Here is an 18,186-nt window from a genome sequence, read left to right as displayed (position 1 = left end):
CAAAACATTAAATAAAATTAACAATTATTAAAATAAGCAGCCAGAGTGTTAAGACTAAACCTCTTGCTTCAAGGATTGATTAATGCAATATGTGCTGATTATAGTTTGTCTATTATTATCTTTTTGCGCTGAAGCACTTTCCCTTCGTGCTGATTATCCTAAACGCTATATTGTTAAGCCTGGGGATACATTATGGAGTATCGCTAATTGCTACCTTCATCGTCCCTGGGAATGGAAAGAATTATGGTATGCAAACCCTCAAATTAAAAATCCTGATCGCCTTTATGCAGGAGCAATACTTGAACTTCGATTTTTTAAGAAAAACCCTTATATTCGCGTTTTGGCTAACGGAACTATTAAACTATCGCCTTATGTTCGCCCTTATCTTTTAGGTGAGCCAATTTTACCCATTCCACTTGCAGACATTAAGCCCTTTTTAAATGATTCTTTAATTATGGATGATAATCGTTTAGCTAAAGCACCCTATGTTGTTGCTTATGTAGGAGAGCGCATGCTAGGAGGACAGGGCGATGAAATTTATGTAAGAAGACTACACCGGGCACCTGAAGCCTGTGACGATACAACAATTGCCTATGCTATTTATCGACCTAATTGCCCTTACAAAGATCCAAAGACCAAAAAGATATTAGGTTATAAAGCTAACTTAGTTGGCTATGGACAATTAGTAAAAGGCGGGGAGCCAGCAACAGTATTAATTACTGAAGTAATTGAAGGTGTACGTATAGGCGATCGGGTTTTGTTTAACGATTTTCCTGCATTTAATCTTAATTTTTTACCTAAAACGCCTGTCTACCCTTTACGAGGTGTCATTATTGATGTTTTACCTGAATATACGCAAGGTGCTGTAGGCCTAGTGACTGTTATCAATCGAGGTCAAGATGCAGGTCTTGAACCTGGCGATGTATTAGGAATTTATTCACCTGCTCACTTAATTCGCGATCCTAAAGATTGTTATAACCCGCTAAAATGCTCTAAATCAGTACTTTTACCGCGCGAGCGGCTAGGTGAAGCAATGATCTTTCGTGTATTTACTCAGACCAGTTTTGCCTTAGTAGTACGCTCTATACGAGCAATTCGTCTAGGAGATATAGTTACAAATCCATGAATAACAAACATTATTTACTTGCGCTTAATCAGATTCCTAGTATTGGGCCTCGTACTATAAAAAAATTTTTAACACGCTGGCCGTTACTTGCAGATATGTTTGCTTTATCCCAACTTCAATTGGAAACAGCAGGTATACCAACTAAATTAGCTAGTGCTATCAAAAAATTTGATTTAGGAAAAATTGAGTTAGATTTAAACTGGGAAAAGCTGACCAGTCATCATTTAATCACTTGGGAAGATGATCACTATCCTAATTTGCTTAGACAAATTTATGATGCTCCACCTGTCTTATATGCTAGGGGTGATCTAACCTGCTTAGAACACTTAACTGTAGCCATCGTTGGAACACGGAAGCCCTCTGTAACAGGCTCCCAAGCTGCATGGCAATTTGCTTTTGATCTTGCGACAAATGGCATTACCGTCGTTAGTGGGCTAGCCCTAGGAATTGACGCTCAGGCTCATAGAGGGTGCCTTGTTGGGGGTGGAAAAACGATTGCAGTATTAGGGACAGGTGTTGACTGCGTCTATCCTAAAAGCCATACGGGTCTTGCAGAAGAAGTTGCTAATAATGGCTTACTAATTTCTGAATTTCCTTTAAAAAGTCAGCCAACAGCTGGACATTTCCCTCGTAGAAATCGTATAATAAGCGGTTTATCTTTGGCCACACTGGTCGTAGAAGCTGCAATTCAAAGTGGTTCACTGATTACAGCGCGTTTGGCTTTAGAACAAAATCGAGAAGTTATGGCAATTCCTGGCTCTATTAATAACCCGCAAGCTAGAGGTTGTCATCATTTACTACAACAAGGGGCAAAGCTGGTTACATCAATTAATGATATTCTAAGCGAATTAGGCATTAAACATGTTTCTTCAAAAAATAAAGAATCCCCAATTAATCTTGCTACAAATCATAAAAACCTAGTAAAGTGCTTAGGTTTTGAAATAGCAACCATTGATCAAATTATACAGCGAAGTGGATTAAGTGTTGAAGCAGTCACATGTGACTTAGCAGAGTTAGAATTACAAGGTATTATTAAAGCGGTGCCTGGTGGCTATATAAGGTGTTGAAATGAAAGATAATTTATTAGAACTATTGATGAATTTTTTTGAAAAAAGCTTATCTAAATTAACAAAAAGTCAAACTAATATTGCTGAGGATGACTTAGCGAACAATAACGATGTCGAACCGACTGACAATACAGCACTCATTGTAAGAGCTGCACGTGATACATCGATGCGTATTTTTACAATAAATGAGAAAATTAAATTTACTAAGGCAAGTTATCAATTTTTAACTCGTATGTTATTGTGGGGCGTAATAGCGCCTGAGACCTTAGAACTTGTGATTAATCAACTTGTTAACTCTGAATCAAGATTTGTAACGTTAGAAGAGACTAAATGGGCTATTCGCAATTTTTTGGCAGAAAACTTAGATGATTCTCAACTTGCTTTCCTTGATCTTGTGCTATATCAGAAGGAAGATGGATTATCCTTGCATTAAATTCTTTAGGTTATCTTTAAAACTTTAGAAGAATAAAATTAAATTTTAGTCTATAAAATAATCAGTATATAGCAGCATATTGTTCGTAGATACTACGAGCAATCTTTAGAATCATAAAAAAGGTTAACTATGAGCAAACATTTGGTAATCGTTGAATCGCCTGCCAAAGCTAAAACGATTCAGAAATATCTAGGAAAGGATTATGAGGTATTAGCTTCATATGGCCATGTTCGTGATTTGGCACCTCGTAAAGGCTCAGTAGATCCTAATAAAAATTTTACTATGTCTTACACGCCTGTTGAGAAAAATATAAGGCATATCGATTCTATTGCTAAAACCTTAAAAAAATCACAATCACTCTTACTCGCAACAGACCCCGATCGCGAGGGAGAAGCTATTTCTTGGCACATATTTGAACTTATGCGTGAACGTAATTTATTAAAAGATAAAGAAGTTCATCGAATTTTTTTTAATGAGATTACTAAAGCAGCTATTCAAGAAGCTATTAATAATCCACGTGATATCTCAATGGACTTAGTCAATGCTCAGCAAGCAAGGCGAGCTCTAGATTATCTAGTTGGGTTTAACCTTTCACCTTTGTTATGGAAAAAAATTAGACGAGGATTGTCTGCAGGCCGGGTTCAAAGTCCTGCTTTACGTTTAATTGTTGAGCGTGAGGAAGAAATCGAACGATTTGTTCCACAAGAATACTGGAAAATTTTGGCTAAATGCGAATACAAAGATTCAAACTTTCTAGCTAAACTTACTCATTACGAAAAACAAAAATTACAACAATTTACTATTCAAGGCGAAGAACAAGCAAAACAGATTCGCGATAAGCTTCTTCAATTAGCACAAGGCGAACTGTTAGTTACCAATGTTGAGAAAAAACAACGGAAGCGTAAACCGGCATCGCCCTTTATTACCTCTACTTTGCAGCAGGAAGCAGCACGTAAGCTAGGCTTTACAGCGCGTAAAACCATGATGGTCGCACAGCAGTTATATGAGGGAATTGATATCGGGACAGGTACTGTTGGTTTAATCACTTACATGCGTACTGATTCAGTTAATTTATCTCAAGAAGCAATTACAGAAATTAGAGAATTTATAGAAAAACGCTATGGTAATAATAATTGTCCCCCAAGCCCACGTATTTATAAAACGAAATCTAAAAATGCTCAGGAAGCTCATGAGGCTATTCGTCCTACTTCTATCTTACGAACGCCTGAAACAATTGAACAAGCCTTAACGCCTGATCAGTATAAATTGTATAATTTAATTTGGCGCCGTAGCGTTGCCTGTCAAATGGAAGATGCTCTAATTGATACTGTTGCTGTTGATTTCGCCTGTGGTGAAGAAAATATTTTTCGAGCCAATGGCTCATCCATTGCCTTCCCAGGTTTTCTTTCTGTTTATGAAGAAAGCTTAGATGACATAAATGATGATGAGCAACAAGCTATTATCTTACCTAATTTAAAAATAGGTGAGAAAGTTACTCTGCAAGATATTACTGCTAATCAACATTTTACCGAACCTCCACCACGCTATTCAGAAGCAACCCTAGTTAAGGCATTAGAAGAATATGATATTGGTAGACCTTCAACTTATGCCACTATTATTCATACCTTACAACAACGTGAGTATGTTGTAGTGGAAAAGAAACGGTTTGTCCCCACTGATGTGGGTCGAATTGTTAATCGCTTTCTTACGGGTCACTTTACCCGCTATGTAGACTATCAATTTACAGCTCAACTTGAAGATACATTGGACGCTATTTCTCGAGGCGAAAAAGAGTGGATTCCAGTTTTAAAAGAATTTTGGCAACCCTTTAATCATCAAGTTCATGTCATCGATGAAAATATACAGCGCAAAGATGTAACAACTGAGACCCTTGAAGAGACTTGTCCAAAATGTAATAAGCCTTTATCAATTCGACTTGGTAAGCGTGGTCGTTTCATTGGTTGTACGGGCTTTCCGGAATGTGATTACACGCAAGCTCTCAATAATGAAGGCGAAAAAAATGAGCCAGTTGTTGTTGAAGGACGAGTATGCCCTGAATGCTCAAATCCACTTTATATTAAATCAGGTCGATACGGACGATTTATTGGCTGCAGTAACTATCCTGAATGTAAACACATGGAGCCATTAGAAAAGCCGGCTGATACTGGCGTTGAATGTCCACAGTGTCATTCGGCAAAAATTCTCCAACGCAAATCTCGCAAAGGAAAAATCTTTTTTTCATGCGGCAATTATCCAAAATGCAATTATGCTCTCTGGAATGAGCCTATTAATAAGCCCTGCCCTCAATGTCATTGGCCTTTACTCACCATTAAAGAAACCAAACGCAGTGGGCGACAAATTATATGCCCTAAAGAAGGCTGCAGTTATTCTACATCGGAAACTGCCCTTTAGGGACAAAGTAGAATCAGTAAATGCTAATAAAGTGAGCTCCTAGATAGCCCGATTAGCATTGATCATTACCACATGGCCGCTTTGAAATAAAACTTCATAAATGAAGTCATTAGGTGATGGCTGATAAGTCCATACTTCATACACGTTAGAGGCGATACCATAGGGGACATTAAATTGATTAATCAACACAGTGGGATCTTGGTAAACATCTTTTGCTAAAGGTTCACCACATTTCTTAAGTACCAAATATTTGCTATCTCCTTCATAAACTAATGAATTGCCACAACGTAAGGCGAAGCTATAACTACCATTTAATAATATAACTGTTGCCACTATAAACTTAGAAATAGACATATAAATGAAATTAGTAGTTCTTTGTTTGAGTATAGTCCAGCCTATATCAATACGAAATTCAGGCCCTAGATCAATACTATCTTGTTTAGCAAAAAAACTATTTGGATCAACTTTCCATGCGATGTATAGATAATAGTTTTAATAGGATTATTATACGAAGTTATCTAAATTCCCTAACTTATTTAAGTTGCTGCTTATAAAGGGTTTGTAAAATTGGCTGTTTTACTTTTAACAAATGTAAAATGGCTTCTGTTGCTAGAATTTCTTGCTTAAAATTTTTTTGAATTACATATAGATACCATAAAAGCCAGCTTTGCCAGATTAAAACCCAATATCCTTCAGGTATGGTAGGAATAGTTGCTTTGACTTGACGATAACCTTGCAATACCGCCACAAATAAATGATCTAGGAAATAACCTCTAGTTAACCCTGCGCAGTTACATGCAAGGCCTATTAATTCTATACCAGGATGAATTAGGCCAGCACTTTCCCAATCTATGAGATGCACTGTATCAGGATTTTGCCAAACAAGGTTTGAGGCATGAATATCACGATGACTAACTATCCACGACTCAGTAGGTAATATTTCATTGCACTCAGAAATAACTACTTTTAACCAAGGCGGGCAGTTGAATTCTTGTGGCCAATTGATTGCTGGGAAGGGCGACGCGTCAATATTATTGATATTTAATGAATGAATATGGGCCAGAACCTTACCTAAAAGCTGAGCTTGACTAGGCGTTACCATGGCACTGGTCTTTCCTGCAAAAAATGGACGAATGATGCCATAGCCTTCTTTGAGTTTTAAAATAGGCGAGTCACTTTCAAGGCATAATGCTTTATAAGTTAGTCCTAACTGATCAGCCACTAAATTAGCTATTTTTTCTGATATCAATATTTGTTGATAAGTGATCTCGCCTAACCAGGTTTGATTAGTAAACTTCTTACATACCCACTTACTTGAATCAATTAGCTCAATTAAATCAAGATAATGTTGCATTCCACCTTGTAAAGAGGTAATGGAGGAAATATCTTGCTTTAGAAAATTACATGCCCAATGTTCACTAATCATTCATTAATTGCTCAATATAGCGGCGGCAAGTTAAAGGCCTCTGTAGAAAATTAATAAAATGTTTTGTGCCACCCGTACCTATAATAGTAAGTGCACCATAGCCAAAAATACTACCTAATAAAGTTTGACGAATATCGATACTTTCAATTTTAGTTAAAGGAATATCAACTGTTTGCCTGACTATAAGTCCAGTACGTAAAATAACTTGCTTCTTTTTAATAGTTACTGAAGAAAAGTGATAATGAACCCAGGTAATAAATAGCCAAATTACCCCAATGATTACAAATACTAAAGCCACTTCTTTAAGCTGTTCTACTTGTATCCCTAAAAATAGCCCAAATCCAGTTAATACAAGAGGCCAGAAAAATAGAAGCCAATGAAGTTTTGCTATATACACGACGTTCTTATCCGCCATTTCCGCCATTATCAATCTCTCTTTTATCTTAATCCATATAGTCGCAATGATGCATTTTTAAAATAACATTCCTTTAACAATATAAAGAGTTTTTGTCTCTTTTATGTCGAATTTGTTTATTCTTGATCTGGAGCCTGCATAAATGCTTCGCATTTTACGGGATAACGTTCACTTAGTGATACAAAAGAGACATCGTTTCTTTTATATCGAACTCACCTTAATTAAGGTATGATAATTTAGATGTTTTAAATTTACTACTAAATAACAAGACTTTCATTTAATTTGTAGAATTTAAAATTAATAAAAATTTGCTTAGAAGCATTATACTAAAATTTGTAGGTCAGACGTTAGCGGTTATTCGATTTTCATGTTAATTAGAAAGGTACTTATGCGTCCTATTAACTATTGTCTAAATAAGCAGTTAGCTGACATTTGTCAGCAAGTTATCCAGTTGGATAAACTTAACTCTTTATTAAAACCTCTTCTACCTATTCATTTACAGGCATATTGTCAAGTCGGTAGCTTTAATAAAGGCTCTTTGCTTATTAGCCTTACCGATGCTGCCTTCGCAACCGAACTTCGTTACTATTTGCCTACCTTACGTGACAAGTTAAGAAAAGAAGCAGGCCTCTATCAACTAATGAATATTAAAGTTCAACTTGTCACTGCTGATAACACAAAGGAAGCCAAGAAACTGAAAAAGAAGCAATTACTGTCGCTTAAAGCTCGCAGTATTATTCGGGAAGTAGGAGATTTATGTGCCTATAGACCTTTAAAAGAAGCACTCCATCATTTAGCAGAATAGAAATCTTATAACTTAGTAGGTAGATTGTAAAAGATCAGGGGGTATATTAATATCTTGGTGAACGGTTGGATTTGAGCGCAGCATAGCTATCTATGTGAGCATTTTGAAGTATTAATTTCGCGCAAGATGCGCCAAATACAGCCGTTCGGTGGTAAGGTCTGATCACTTGCGGTAAACAGCGAGCTAGCTTAGCTTAGCTCACTGCCCTAACTCAGGCTTCAAGAGCGATCGCATTAAATCCAAAAGATGGCTGATAAATTTCTGCATCAAAATAAGTATATTCCCACGCATCTTCGCGAACCATTAATTCTCGTAATAAGCGGTTGTTTAACTCATGGCCTGACTTGTAGCCTTCAAAAGCGCCAATTAAACCACAACCTAAGAGATATAAATCTCCAATTGCATCTAACACCTTATGAGCAACAAACTCACTTTCAAAACGCAAACCGTCCTCATTTAGAATACGATATTTATCAACAACAATCGCATTATCTAAACTTCCACCTTTCGCTAAATTACCTTCACGTAATTTTTCATAATCAGATAAGAAGCCGAAGGTTCTAGCGCGGCAAACTTCTTTTACATAAGAGGTTGTAGAAAAGTCAAAGTTGGCTATTTGAGGCTTATCTGTAAATACAGGATGATTAAAATCGATAGTAAATGAAATTTTATAACCGTTATAGGGAATAAATTGTACATATTTACCTTTTTCTTCAATTTTAATAGGTTTTAAAATGCGAATAAAGCGCTTTGCAGCACTTTGTTCACGAATACCTGCTGCTTGAAGTAAAAATACAAAAGGAGCCGAACTTCCATCCATAATTGGAATTTCAGGGCCATTCACATCAATATAGGCATTATCAATACCTAAACCAGCTAAAGCTGAAAGTAAGTGCTCGACAGTAGCCACTTTAGCATTATTGTAATGTAGTGACGTACATAACATAGTGTCACTAACATTTTTATAACAGGCTGGAATTTCAACAACTGGATCTAAATCAACACGTCTAAAAACAATACCGGAATTAATAGGAGCAGGTCTTATTTTAAGCTCGGCAGTTTCACCTGAATGTAAACCAATGCCTGTCAGTTGAACCATTTTCTTAGGAGTTCTTTGTTTCATCATTCGGTGATCACCTTATTGATAACCTATTTTAGGCAACAGACAGTCTCAGAATAGCAAAAAATTATTAACTAGTCTAATCTCTTAATTGTAAAGCGCGGCTCATACCGCAGCTTTAATCCATCCTTTCCTCTTGCCGACGTAAAAAGGCCGGAATATCTAGATAATCTACATCTGGCACAGTAGCCTCAGTCGCTTTTTTAGCAGGTGTTGAAGCAATTGACGCTTGCTTACGCATTACCGCAGGCCTGTCTAGTTGATGATAATCTAGCGAGCCATCCATTCTTGTAGATTCATTAATCTTTACCTTAGAATTGCTTATCTGAGTTCTTCCTCGCTCATTGCCACCTAAGCCTGTCACAATAACTGTAACACGCATTTCATCTGTCATATCAGGGTCAATAACAGTTCCTACTACAACTGTAGCGTCATCAGAGATAAATTCTTTAACAACATCACCAACTTCTTCAAATTCGCCAATAGACATATTTAAGCCAGCTGTAATATTGACTAATATTCCTTTAGCACCAGAGAAATTAACATCTTCTAATAAGGGTGATGCAATTGCTGCTTCAGCTGCTTGCCGGGCTCGCTGTTCACCTGTCGCACTACCAGTTCCCATCATTGCCATACCCATTTCAGACATAACCGTGCGTACGTCAGCAAAATCGACATTGATTAAACCAGGCCGTGTTATTAAATCAGCTATCCCCTTCACAGCGCCAAGTAAAACGTTATTAGCAGCTTTAAATGCATTTAGCAGTGTAATATTTTTGCCTAAGACACTTAATAATTTATTATTAGGTATGGTTATTAAGGAATCAACATGCTCTGCTAAGCGCCGGATACCATCTTCAGCCGCAAGTGCACGTTGCTTTCCTTCAAAGGAAAAGGGTTTAGTTACTACAGCGACAGTCAAAATATTAAGTTCTTTAGCAACTTCTGCAAAAACAGGTGCAGCCCCTGTACCTGTACCGCCACCCATACCAGCTGTAATAAATACCATATCTGCGCCTTCAAGAACTTCTCTAATTCTCTCTTTATCCTCTTCTGCTGCCTCACGGCCAATTTTAGGATTAGCACCAGCGCCTAGCCCTTTAGTTAATTCTTCGCCCAGTTGAATATGAATTTTAGCACTTGAATTTTTTAAGGCTTGCGCATCTGTATTTGCACAGATAAACTCAACGCCATCAATATTCTCACTAACCATGTGTTCAAGTGCGTTTCCACCGCCACCACCAACTCCTACTACTTTTATAATGGCACTGTTTTCCTGGCATTGCGTCAATTCAAACATTACTGCCTCTCCTCTAAATTCTGTCTATTTGTTAAACCTAATTCCCTAATTTATGTTGTACTTACAAGAATTAAGTTAAAAATTCCCTTGAAACCAATCACGCATTCGCGACCATACACTTTTACTTGTATCATTTAATATCGGCGTACTATAGCCGCCTTCATATTGCTGCTTATAACCATGTAATAGTAAGCCAACACCTGTTGCTAAAGCCGGATTTGTAGTTGCTTCAGCTAAACCAGAAATATGATGCGCACAACCATGGCGAACAGGCATTGCAAAACACATTTCAGCTAGCTCCATGCCTCCGCGCACACTTGCACCGCCTCCAGTCATTACCATGCCTGCAGCAATTCTATCTTCAAAACCACTACGAATTAATTCATTTCTTACTAAGTAAAATAATTCCTCATACCGAGCAGAAACAACTTCAGCAAGCGATTTAGCCGATATTTTACGCCCAGGACGCTCATTTACACTCATAACCTCAATCATCTCATTATCACTTGCTAATTCAGGCATAGCACAAGCATGCTTTATTTTAATGGCTTCTGCTGCCTTGGTAGGTGTACGCAGAGCCATAGCAATATCATTAGTTACCTGATCGCCTGCAATAGGAATCACGGCCGTATGTTGAATTGCACCTTCGGCAAAAACGGCAATATCTGTTGTACCTCCGCCAATATCAATCAGGCAAACACCAAGTTCTTTTTCATCTTCAGTCAATACTGCATGACTTGAAGCCAGTTGCTCAAGAATAATATCATTGACATCTAGCCCGCAGCGCCTTACACATTTGGCAATATTTTGCGCAGCACTTACCGCGCCGGTAACAATGTGAACTCGTGCTTCTAGACGTACCCCGGCCATACCGGCAGGTTCACGTATACTGCCTTGATTATCAATAATAAATTCTTGTGGGAGAATATGTAATATCTTCTGGTCAGCTGGAATCACAACTGCCTTTGCTGCTTCAATGACGCGCTCAACATCAGCTAAAGAAACTTCATGATCGCGTATAGCAACAATCCCATGCGAATTTAAACTCCGTATGTGACTACCGGCAATACCAGCATAAACAGTACGTACTTCACAACCTGCCATAAGTTCAGCTTCTTGTACAGCTCGTTGAATTGAATTGACTGTTGCTTCAATATCGACAACGACACCTCGTTTTAATCCACGGGAGGGATGACGACCTATACCGATGATTTCAATGACACCATCCTGTGTTACTTCGCCTATCAAAGCAACAACTTTTGAGGTACCGATATCTAAACCGGTGATGATATTTCTTTCTGATTTTTTAGCCATTATCTTTCCGTCATTTTCTCCATTGCACCGCCATACCGCGCGGATAACGTAAATCAACGCTCGCCATTTGTTCTGGCTTATCTGATAAAACGCCTGCAAAAACGGCAGGATATGCCTTACAGAATCGGTTTATTCTTGTTTCAAGATCGCGTTTACCCAATCGCAACTGAATCCCATTAGAAAGCGTAAGCTCCCAAGCACCATTATTACGCCACTCTAATACTGTTGCATGTAAATCATAATTATTTAATATCTTACTCATTTTTTTATAAACTTGTAAGACTTGTTGATGCTGATTCTTAGGTCCTTTTAATTGTGGCAATGAAGTGTCTATTATTTCAGCTCCACCATCAAATATTTCGCCTTCTGTAGTCATCATCATATTGTTCCAAATTGCAATAGGTTTTTTTTCAATTAATTTAATTTTTAAAGTATCCGGCCATACTCTTTCTATCTGAACATTTTTAACCCACGCCAGGGAAGATAAGGCATTATGCAAGTGACCAACAGGCAATGAAAAAAAACTAGCATCGCTAAATTTTTCTAAAGTAGACTCGAGTTGTTTATGAGAAATATGGTTATAAGAAGCTGCAATCTTAATAGTATTAATTGGAAAACGTTGTGGGTCAGCAATAAATAAATAAATTAATCGGGCGATAAGACAAAGTGCACAAAGAATCAAAAAAGTTAGTAAACTTACATAACGTAATTGACCCTTATATGCACCCATTTTCACCTTGCCTATTAATATTATATTTAAGAATTATTACTTATCTAAACGTAATAAAATTCAATAGCTTATTGATAATTTGTTATTAAATTTTTTCGACAATTTTGATGTATAATTGCTAAATTAATTAGCTGATCTAATAAGGCGGAATAGGTTAAACCGCTTGCTTGCCACAATTTAGGGTACATACTAATTGACGTAAAACCAGGTAATGTATTTATTTCATTAAAATAAATTTTACCTATTTCTTCATTAACAAAGAAATCAACGCGAGCCATTCCCTTACATTTTAAATACGTAAAAATATCTGCTGCTATGGTCTGTAATTGATTTAAAATCTCGGAATTTAAATTTGCAGGTACCGCTAATTCTGTTTGATGACTCTCTAAATATTTAGCCGTGTAAGAATAAAACCCATCTGGATGATGAACTTTAATCTCGCCAGCAATACTAACTTGAGGCGCGCCATGAGGCTTTGCATTTTCAAGCACAGCAAGCTCAATTTCACGGCCCTTAATATATTCTTCTACAATAATTTCTTCATCATAGCGCAATGCATCTTCAACTGCTGAAGTTAATTCATCTAAGTTATTTACTTTATGTGTGCCTACACTTGAACCAAGTGAACAGGGCTTAACAAAGAGTGGCCATCCTAATTCATTGCTCACTTTTTCACAAAACTTTTGTCTCTCAGCACTATTAGTATGCCAAGACAATACCTGATATCGAGCATAATGAATATTATTACAAGTACTTAGGATTCGCCTGGTCATATCTTTATCCATACCAATTGCTGAAGTTAATACATCGCAACCAACATAGGCAATGCCAGCAAGTTCTAATAAACCTTGCAGACAGCCATCTTCGTATAAAGGGCCGTGCACAACAGGGAAAACGACATCCACATCAATAGCAGGATGTCCATCTATGAGGAAATTAGGAATTAGTTTAGAATGAGGGGTTATAACAGGCAGACTTTCTTTAAAAGCTAATAAATTCTGATAATCGTTTAAATAAAAACGCCCTTCTTTATCCATTCCTATAGGAATAATATTATATTTATTACTATCAAGCTCAGACAGTACCGATGCGGCAGAAATTAAGGAAATTTCATGTTCACCTGATTTACCGCCATACAAAAGAGCTAGATTAAGAAATTTCGACATTAATGGTCTCCAATGATATGTACTTCCTGGATAAGTTCAATTGAGGTTTGTTGACTAACAGTGTCGCGAATCAAAGTAATTAAAGATTCAATATCTTGCGCACTCGCTTGCCCCTCTTGATTAATAATAAAATTTGCATGCTTTGTTGATACAGCTGCTCCACCAAGTCGTTTACCCTTAAGGCCACAAGATTCAATAAGCCTTGCTGCATAATTGCCAGGAGGATTTCTAAATACTGAGCCACAATTATATTCATTAGTTGGTTGAGTATTTGCCCGATGTGTTAATAACTCTTTAATGAGTTGTAAGGATTTCTCCTTTTCTCCTGATGCTAACTTACAAGTAGCGGCAGTGAACCATTCCTCTTTTTCTAAACCATCAACGTGGCGATAAGCGATAGTAAATTCTTCTGGTTTCCGTTTACGGCTTATACCTTGGCGATTTATAGTTTCTACTTCTACAACCGACTGCCATGTTTCACTGCCAAAACAACCAGCATTCATTCGCAAAGCACCACCCATAGTTCCTGGAATACCAGCCCAAAACTCACCGCCAGAAAAATTATTGCGAGCACAAAATCTTGCCATCGTTGCACAGGAAACACCTGCCTCAACTCGGATATGATTATCATCAACGATATGTATTTCTTTTAAGCAACCCTGGGTTAGTATTACAGTACCAGCAAAGCCGCCATCTCTAATTAAGGAATTACTACCTAAACCTAGCCAGATAATAGGCTCATCTGCTGGCAACTGCTGTAAAAATAAAGCTAAATCGTCTATATTAATAGGTTTATATAATTGCTTCGCTATACCACCTACACGCCAAGTTGTATAGGAAGCTAACGATTCATTAAACAGCAATTTACCTTGATAGGCCATTTTACTTTCAGAAGCTAGATTAATATTGTTCATGCTGTTTCTCGTGAAGTTTGCATTAAATTAATTGCTAACTGCCCTACACTACCTGCTCCTTGCATCAGAATGACATCATCTTTTGTAATTAGTTCATCTAATGTCTGACTAAGATTTTCTTCATTAACGAGTCGGGCATTTGGACGCTTTATATGTATTTGCTGAAGTAAAGCCTGACTTGTAATCTCTGGAATCGATGTTTCACCGGCTGAATAAATATCTAATAATAATAGTTGATCTGAAAAGCTTAACGCGTTAATAAACTGCTCAAATAAAGCCTGAGTACGAGTATAGCGGTGAGGTTGAAAAACATGTACTAAGCGCTTGTTAGGCCAAACCTGACGAAAAGTCTCAAGAGTAGAGAGAATCTCTTTTGGATGATGGCCATAATCATCTACAATAATGGCAGTGCCTTTTTCAAATTTTCTCTCTCCTAGGACTTGAAAGCGGCGGCCAACACCTTGAAATTTTAGCAAGCCTTGAACAATAGCATTATCATCAACCCCTAGCTCCGTTGCTATAGCAATAGCAGCTAGTGCATTTAAGACATTATGGCGCCCCGGCCATTGAAATTTAATTGCTAAAGGTTGATAGGATTTTGGCCGTTGTACAGTAAATTCACTTAAAAGACCATTTTGTGCCCAGTTTAAAGCACGATAATCAGCGTCTTCACAAAAGCCATAGGTTAAAGTGGGCCGCTCAATTGCGGGTAGGATTCTTCTTACTTCTTCATCTTCAAGGCAAACGACTGCTAAACCATAAAAAGGTAAATTGTGCAAAAATTCAATGAAAGTATTACGTAAGTTATCAAAATTATTATTATAGGTTCCCATATGATCAGCATCAATATTAGTTATCACAGCCATCATAGGTTTTAAGTGAAGAAACGAGGCATCACTTTCATCTGCTTCAGCAACCAAATAGGTCGATTTCCCTAATTTGGCATTTGTACCACAGCTATTTAATTTACCCCCAATAATGAAGCTTGGATCATAACCACCTTCACATAATAAACTACTTACCAAACTTGTTGTTGTTGTCTTACCATGTGTGCCTGCAATAGCAATTCCATAACGAAAGCGCATTAATTCAGCTAGCATGGCTGCACGTGGTATAACAGGAATATGTCGCTCATAAGCAGCATGAATTTCTGGATTATCAGCATCAATGGCTGTTGATCGCACAATAACATCAGCATTCTCAATATTTTGAGCTTGGTGGCCAATAAAGATTTTAATACCTAGTGCTTGTAAATGTTGAATAGCGCGATTTTCATTAATATCAGAACCTGTAATTTGGTACCCATCATTATGTAAAACTTCAGCAATACCACACATACCTGCGCCACCAATACCAACAAAATGAATTTGCTTTACACGCCCCATCCTTGGCGAGAAAAAATGTCCTAAGCTTTCCACAACATTCCCCTTTTATGAAGTCGGCGATCGCAATCCCAGTGATTGCCAACGATTCTCATGATCAATACGTAACAATAGAGCAATGATCATACAATTAACTACCACACTAGCGCCCCCATAACTTAACATTGGCAGTGTTAATCCCTTTGTTGGTAGCAACCCTGAATTTACGCCCATATTAATAGCCGCTTGTAAACCTAGCCAAAAAGTCAAACCATAAGCAATGAAAGCAGCAAAGAACCTCTCCTGGCTATAGGCGGTATAACCAATTGATAAACCTCTAAACACTAATATACTATAGAGAACTAAGACCAAAAGAGCTCCAAAGAGCCCTAACTCCTCAGCCAGTACAGCAAATAGAAAATCAGTATGAGCCTCAGGTAAATAAAATAATTTTTGTACGCTATCGCCCAATCCCACACCAAACCAGCCGCCTCGCCCGAAAGCGATTAAAGATTGAGTTAATTGATATCCGCTATTAAATTGATCTGCCCAGGGATCAAGAAAAGCTGTTAGACGAGCAACCCTATAGGGTGACGAAACAGCCAGCATAGCCAAGCAACAAATTACAACTATAAGCAAACCTACATAATAACGCAATTTTACGCCCGCTAAAAATAGCATAGCCATAACTGTTCCAGCAATCACTACTGTCGCGCCAAAGTCAGGCTCTAATAAAAGCAAAAAAGCAATTAAACTTAAAATGAGCATCGGTTTAATAAAACCAAAAATAGATTTTTCAACTGTTTTCTGTTGCCTGACTAAATAACCAGCCACATAGAAAATCATGATTAGTTTAGTTATTTCAGAAACTTGAATACCGATAGGACCTAATGATAACCATCTACGACTTCCATTGACTGTATGACCAATACCAGGGATTAAAACAGCAACTAACATCATTAAGCAGATAAAAAGCAAGGGCATACTGCTTTTTTCCCAAACGCTACTGTCTATACGCATGATAATTAAAGCAAGAAAAAGGCCTGCAAAAAGAAACACAAACTGGCGAATGAGAAAATGAAAAGGGTTATGATAATATTTGGTTGAAACCATGACAGAACTTGAGGCAACCATCATAAGACCAATAATAATTAGTCCAAGTACAGCACTCATTAACCACTTGTCATAAAGAGATAGTGGCTTATGCGTTGGCTTGCCTCGCTGGGTGTAGTGACGCGGCTGCATAATCACAATTCCTCTACTAAATTCATAAATACCTCACCGCGATGATTAAAGTCGCGAAACATGTCTTGGCTGGCACAAGCAGGTGATAATAGGACTACATCCCCAGAATGAGCCTGTTCAGAAGCGATACTGACAGCTTGTTCTAAACTTGTAGCATGAAATGCCGGGACAACCCCTTTAATAGCCTGCTCAATTTTAGTAGCATCTGCTCCTATGAGAACCACGGCGCGAACAAATTTCATGACAGGCATTTTTAATTCACTAAAATCAGCTCCCTTACCTAAACCCCCTGCAATTAAAACTATTTTCCCCTGCATTGCACCACCAATTCCTAAAATGGCGGAAACAGTTGCTCCAATATTAGTGCCTTTTGAATCATTAACCCAATCAACGCCATTTAGGTTCCTTACCCATTGACAGCGATGAGAAAGTCCTAAAAAAGTTTTCAAAACAGAAGTCATTACATCTAAACTTATACCTGCTGCAGAAGATAAAGCACAAGCAGCCAAGGCATTCTGCCAATTATGTTTACCTTTTAAACGCAATAAGTCGACAGCAAGAAACGGTAAGTTACCATGGGCTAAAAAATAAGTATTATCTTTATAAATTATACCCCAATTTCCTATTGTGGCTGTGTCTAGGCCAAAACTAACCAAATCAGTATTAGTATTTTCTATATCTGAAGATGGATAAGTTTGTTTATCATCTCGATTGTAAATTAAAAATTGAGCGCCCAAATACACGCGTTGCTTTGCTTTGCGATAAGCTTCAAGACTGTAATGTCTATCCAAATGATCTGGAGAAATATTTAATATAGTAGCAGCCACCGGTGCTAGTGAAAATGTTAAATCTAATTGAAAGCTAGATAACTCAAGTACCCATAAATCGTACTTTTCTTTATCATCAAGCAGATCCAGAACTGGTAAACCTATATTGCCAGCTACGGCAACGTTTAACCCAGCAGCTTTGGCTATCTCACCTACTAAGGTTGTTACAGTTGATTTACCATTAGTTCCGGTTATAGCAATAACAGGCGCACTCACTTCCCTAGCAAAACATTCAATGTCTCCGATAATAGGAATACCCCACTGCCTAGCTTCTGTAAAAACTGGAATATCGAGTGCCACGCCAGGGCTGGCAATAATTTCTTTCAGTTGGGGATAGATACTCGTAGGTAAATCACTAAGAAAAATCTCAACTCCAGGAAATTGTTGCTTGAATTCAGCTAGATTATTCACTTCTTTTCTAGTGTCATAGAAAACAAAAGGTAAGTTGCGGCGTTGTAAATAACCCGCAATAGAGTGGCCAGTTTTACCTAGGCCTACAACTAGATAAATGGATTGACTCATTGT

The 18,186-nt window shown here is 37.6% G+C and carries 17 protein-coding genes; 5 read left to right on the top strand and 12 right to left on the bottom strand.

Annotated features, from left to right (window positions below; translation table 11 throughout):
- The first annotated feature begins 82 nt into the window (after positions 1-82).
- The 4 genes from ACQUW5_RS05355 (at position 83) to topA (ending at position 5,038) form a co-directional block, all read left to right on the top strand.
- On the top strand, positions 83-1,126 hold the full coding sequence (locus ACQUW5_RS05355; RefSeq protein ID WP_444990181.1) for a LysM peptidoglycan-binding domain-containing protein: 1,044 nt from the start codon (positions 83-85) through the stop codon (positions 1,124-1,126).
- On the top strand, positions 1,123-2,193 hold the full coding sequence (gene dprA, locus ACQUW5_RS05350) for a DNA-processing protein DprA (protein ID WP_444990180.1): 1,071 nt from the start codon (positions 1,123-1,125) through the stop codon (positions 2,191-2,193). The genes ACQUW5_RS05355 and dprA overlap by 4 nt, the downstream gene beginning before the upstream one ends.
- 1 nt (position 2,194) lies before the next feature.
- Complete coding sequence (locus ACQUW5_RS05345) at positions 2,195-2,626, top strand: DUF494 family protein (RefSeq protein WP_444990179.1); 432 nt, start codon at positions 2,195-2,197, stop codon at positions 2,624-2,626.
- Between the two features lie 129 nt (positions 2,627-2,755).
- Complete coding sequence (gene topA / locus ACQUW5_RS05340) at positions 2,756-5,038, top strand: type I DNA topoisomerase (RefSeq protein WP_444990178.1); 2,283 nt, start codon at positions 2,756-2,758, stop codon at positions 5,036-5,038.
- Between the two features lie 39 nt (positions 5,039-5,077).
- Here the strand turns inward: topA and ACQUW5_RS05335 are convergent, their stop codons facing one another.
- The 3 genes from ACQUW5_RS05335 to ACQUW5_RS05325 form a co-directional block, all read right to left on the bottom strand.
- The gene (locus ACQUW5_RS05335; protein WP_444990177.1) at positions 5,078-5,371 is read right to left on the bottom strand and encodes a DUF2845 domain-containing protein; all 294 of its coding nucleotides are present in this window, start codon (positions 5,369-5,371) and stop codon (positions 5,078-5,080) included.
- Between the two features lie 199 nt (positions 5,372-5,570).
- Positions 5,571-6,464: a phosphotransferase gene (locus tag ACQUW5_RS05330; protein WP_444990176.1), complete on the bottom strand. Its 894-nt coding sequence runs from the start codon at positions 6,462-6,464 to the stop codon at positions 5,571-5,573.
- Positions 6,457-6,888: a PH domain-containing protein gene (locus tag ACQUW5_RS05325; RefSeq protein ID WP_444990175.1), complete on the bottom strand. Its 432-nt coding sequence runs from the start codon at positions 6,886-6,888 to the stop codon at positions 6,457-6,459. The genes ACQUW5_RS05330 and ACQUW5_RS05325 overlap by 8 nt, the downstream gene beginning before the upstream one ends.
- A 379-nt stretch (positions 6,889-7,267) precedes the next feature.
- On the opposite strand from ACQUW5_RS05325, the gene ACQUW5_RS05320 reads away from it, so the two are divergent.
- Entirely contained in the window at positions 7,268-7,684 is a 417-nt protein-coding gene (locus ACQUW5_RS05320; RefSeq protein WP_444990174.1) for a DciA family protein, read from the top strand.
- Between the two features lie 211 nt (positions 7,685-7,895).
- On the opposite strand, the gene lpxC is transcribed toward ACQUW5_RS05320, so the two are convergent.
- The 9 genes from lpxC to murD form a co-directional block, all read right to left on the bottom strand.
- Positions 7,896-8,810, bottom strand: a complete 915-nt coding sequence (lpxC, locus tag ACQUW5_RS05315; RefSeq protein ID WP_444990173.1) for a UDP-3-O-acyl-N-acetylglucosamine deacetylase — start codon at positions 8,808-8,810, stop codon at positions 7,896-7,898.
- A gap of 112 nt (positions 8,811-8,922) precedes the next feature.
- Entirely contained in the window at positions 8,923-10,104 is a 1,182-nt protein-coding gene (ftsZ, locus tag ACQUW5_RS05310; RefSeq protein ID WP_444990172.1) for a cell division protein FtsZ, read from the bottom strand.
- 75 nt (positions 10,105-10,179) lie between these two features.
- A complete protein-coding gene (gene ftsA / locus ACQUW5_RS05305; protein WP_444990171.1) occupies positions 10,180-11,418 on the bottom strand; it encodes a cell division protein FtsA in 1,239 nt (412 codons plus the stop codon).
- Positions 11,419-11,428: 10 nt separating this feature from the next.
- Positions 11,429-12,148, bottom strand: a complete 720-nt coding sequence (locus tag ACQUW5_RS05300; RefSeq protein WP_444990170.1) for a cell division protein FtsQ/DivIB — start codon at positions 12,146-12,148, stop codon at positions 11,429-11,431.
- Between the two features lie 68 nt (positions 12,149-12,216).
- Positions 12,217-13,314, bottom strand: coding sequence for a D-alanine--D-alanine ligase family protein (locus tag ACQUW5_RS05295; protein WP_444990169.1), 1,098 nt, complete (start codon positions 13,312-13,314; stop codon positions 12,217-12,219).
- Positions 13,314-14,228, bottom strand: a complete 915-nt coding sequence (gene murB, locus ACQUW5_RS05290) for a UDP-N-acetylmuramate dehydrogenase (RefSeq protein ID WP_444990168.1) — start codon at positions 14,226-14,228, stop codon at positions 13,314-13,316. Before murB ends, ACQUW5_RS05295 begins: the two co-directional genes overlap by 1 nt.
- Positions 14,225-15,613: a UDP-N-acetylmuramate--L-alanine ligase gene (gene murC, locus ACQUW5_RS05285; RefSeq protein WP_444990261.1), complete on the bottom strand. Its 1,389-nt coding sequence runs from the start codon at positions 15,611-15,613 to the stop codon at positions 14,225-14,227. The genes murB and murC overlap by 4 nt, the downstream gene beginning before the upstream one ends.
- Before the next feature lie 45 nt (positions 15,614-15,658).
- Positions 15,659-16,834, bottom strand: a complete 1,176-nt coding sequence (ftsW, locus tag ACQUW5_RS05280) for a putative lipid II flippase FtsW (protein ID WP_444990167.1) — start codon at positions 16,832-16,834, stop codon at positions 15,659-15,661.
- 2 nt (positions 16,835-16,836) lie between these two features.
- The gene (gene murD, locus ACQUW5_RS05275) at positions 16,837-18,183 is read right to left on the bottom strand and encodes a UDP-N-acetylmuramoyl-L-alanine--D-glutamate ligase (RefSeq protein WP_444990166.1); all 1,347 of its coding nucleotides are present in this window, start codon (positions 18,181-18,183) and stop codon (positions 16,837-16,839) included.
- Positions 18,184-18,186 lie beyond the last annotated feature (3 nt).

The organism is Legionella pelazae (assembly GCF_052527395.1).
This window is presented reverse-complemented; position numbering and strand designations above follow the sequence as displayed.

What these genes read in the sequence shown, in the direction of transcription:
- ftsA (WP_444990171.1), bottom strand. Translation starts at nt 11,418, where the DNA reads ATGGCTAAAAAATCAGAAAGAAATATCATCACCGGTTTAGATATCGGT.
- dprA (WP_444990180.1), top strand. Translation starts at nt 1,123, where the DNA reads ATGAATAACAAACATTATTTACTTGCGCTTAATCAGATTCCTAGTATT.
- topA (WP_444990178.1), top strand. Translation starts at nt 2,756, where the DNA reads ATGAGCAAACATTTGGTAATCGTTGAATCGCCTGCCAAAGCTAAAACG.
- murB (WP_444990168.1), bottom strand. Translation starts at nt 14,228, where the DNA reads ATGAACAATATTAATCTAGCTTCTGAAAGTAAAATGGCCTATCAAGGT.
- lpxC (WP_444990173.1), bottom strand. Translation starts at nt 8,810, where the DNA reads ATGATGAAACAAAGAACTCCTAAGAAAATGGTTCAACTGACAGGCATT.
- ACQUW5_RS05355 (WP_444990181.1), top strand. Translation starts at nt 83, where the DNA reads ATGCAATATGTGCTGATTATAGTTTGTCTATTATTATCTTTTTGCGCT.
- ACQUW5_RS05330 (WP_444990176.1), bottom strand. Translation starts at nt 6,464, where the DNA reads ATGATTAGTGAACATTGGGCATGTAATTTTCTAAAGCAAGATATTTCC.
- ACQUW5_RS05320 (WP_444990174.1), top strand. Translation starts at nt 7,268, where the DNA reads ATGCGTCCTATTAACTATTGTCTAAATAAGCAGTTAGCTGACATTTGT.
- ACQUW5_RS05300 (WP_444990170.1), bottom strand. Translation starts at nt 12,148, where the DNA reads ATGGGTGCATATAAGGGTCAATTACGTTATGTAAGTTTACTAACTTTT.
- ftsW (WP_444990167.1), bottom strand. Translation starts at nt 16,834, where the DNA reads ATGCAGCCGCGTCACTACACCCAGCGAGGCAAGCCAACGCATAAGCCA.
- ftsZ (WP_444990172.1), bottom strand. Translation starts at nt 10,104, where the DNA reads ATGTTTGAATTGACGCAATGCCAGGAAAACAGTGCCATTATAAAAGTA.
- ACQUW5_RS05295 (WP_444990169.1), bottom strand. Translation starts at nt 13,314, where the DNA reads ATGTCGAAATTTCTTAATCTAGCTCTTTTGTATGGCGGTAAATCAGGT.
- murD (WP_444990166.1), bottom strand. Translation starts at nt 18,183, where the DNA reads ATGAGTCAATCCATTTATCTAGTTGTAGGCCTAGGTAAAACTGGCCAC.
- ACQUW5_RS05325 (WP_444990175.1), bottom strand. Translation starts at nt 6,888, where the DNA reads ATGGCGGAAATGGCGGATAAGAACGTCGTGTATATAGCAAAACTTCAT.
- murC (WP_444990261.1), bottom strand. Translation starts at nt 15,613, where the DNA reads ATGGGGCGTGTAAAGCAAATTCATTTTGTTGGTATTGGTGGCGCAGGT.
- ACQUW5_RS05345 (WP_444990179.1), top strand. Translation starts at nt 2,195, where the DNA reads ATGAAAGATAATTTATTAGAACTATTGATGAATTTTTTTGAAAAAAGC.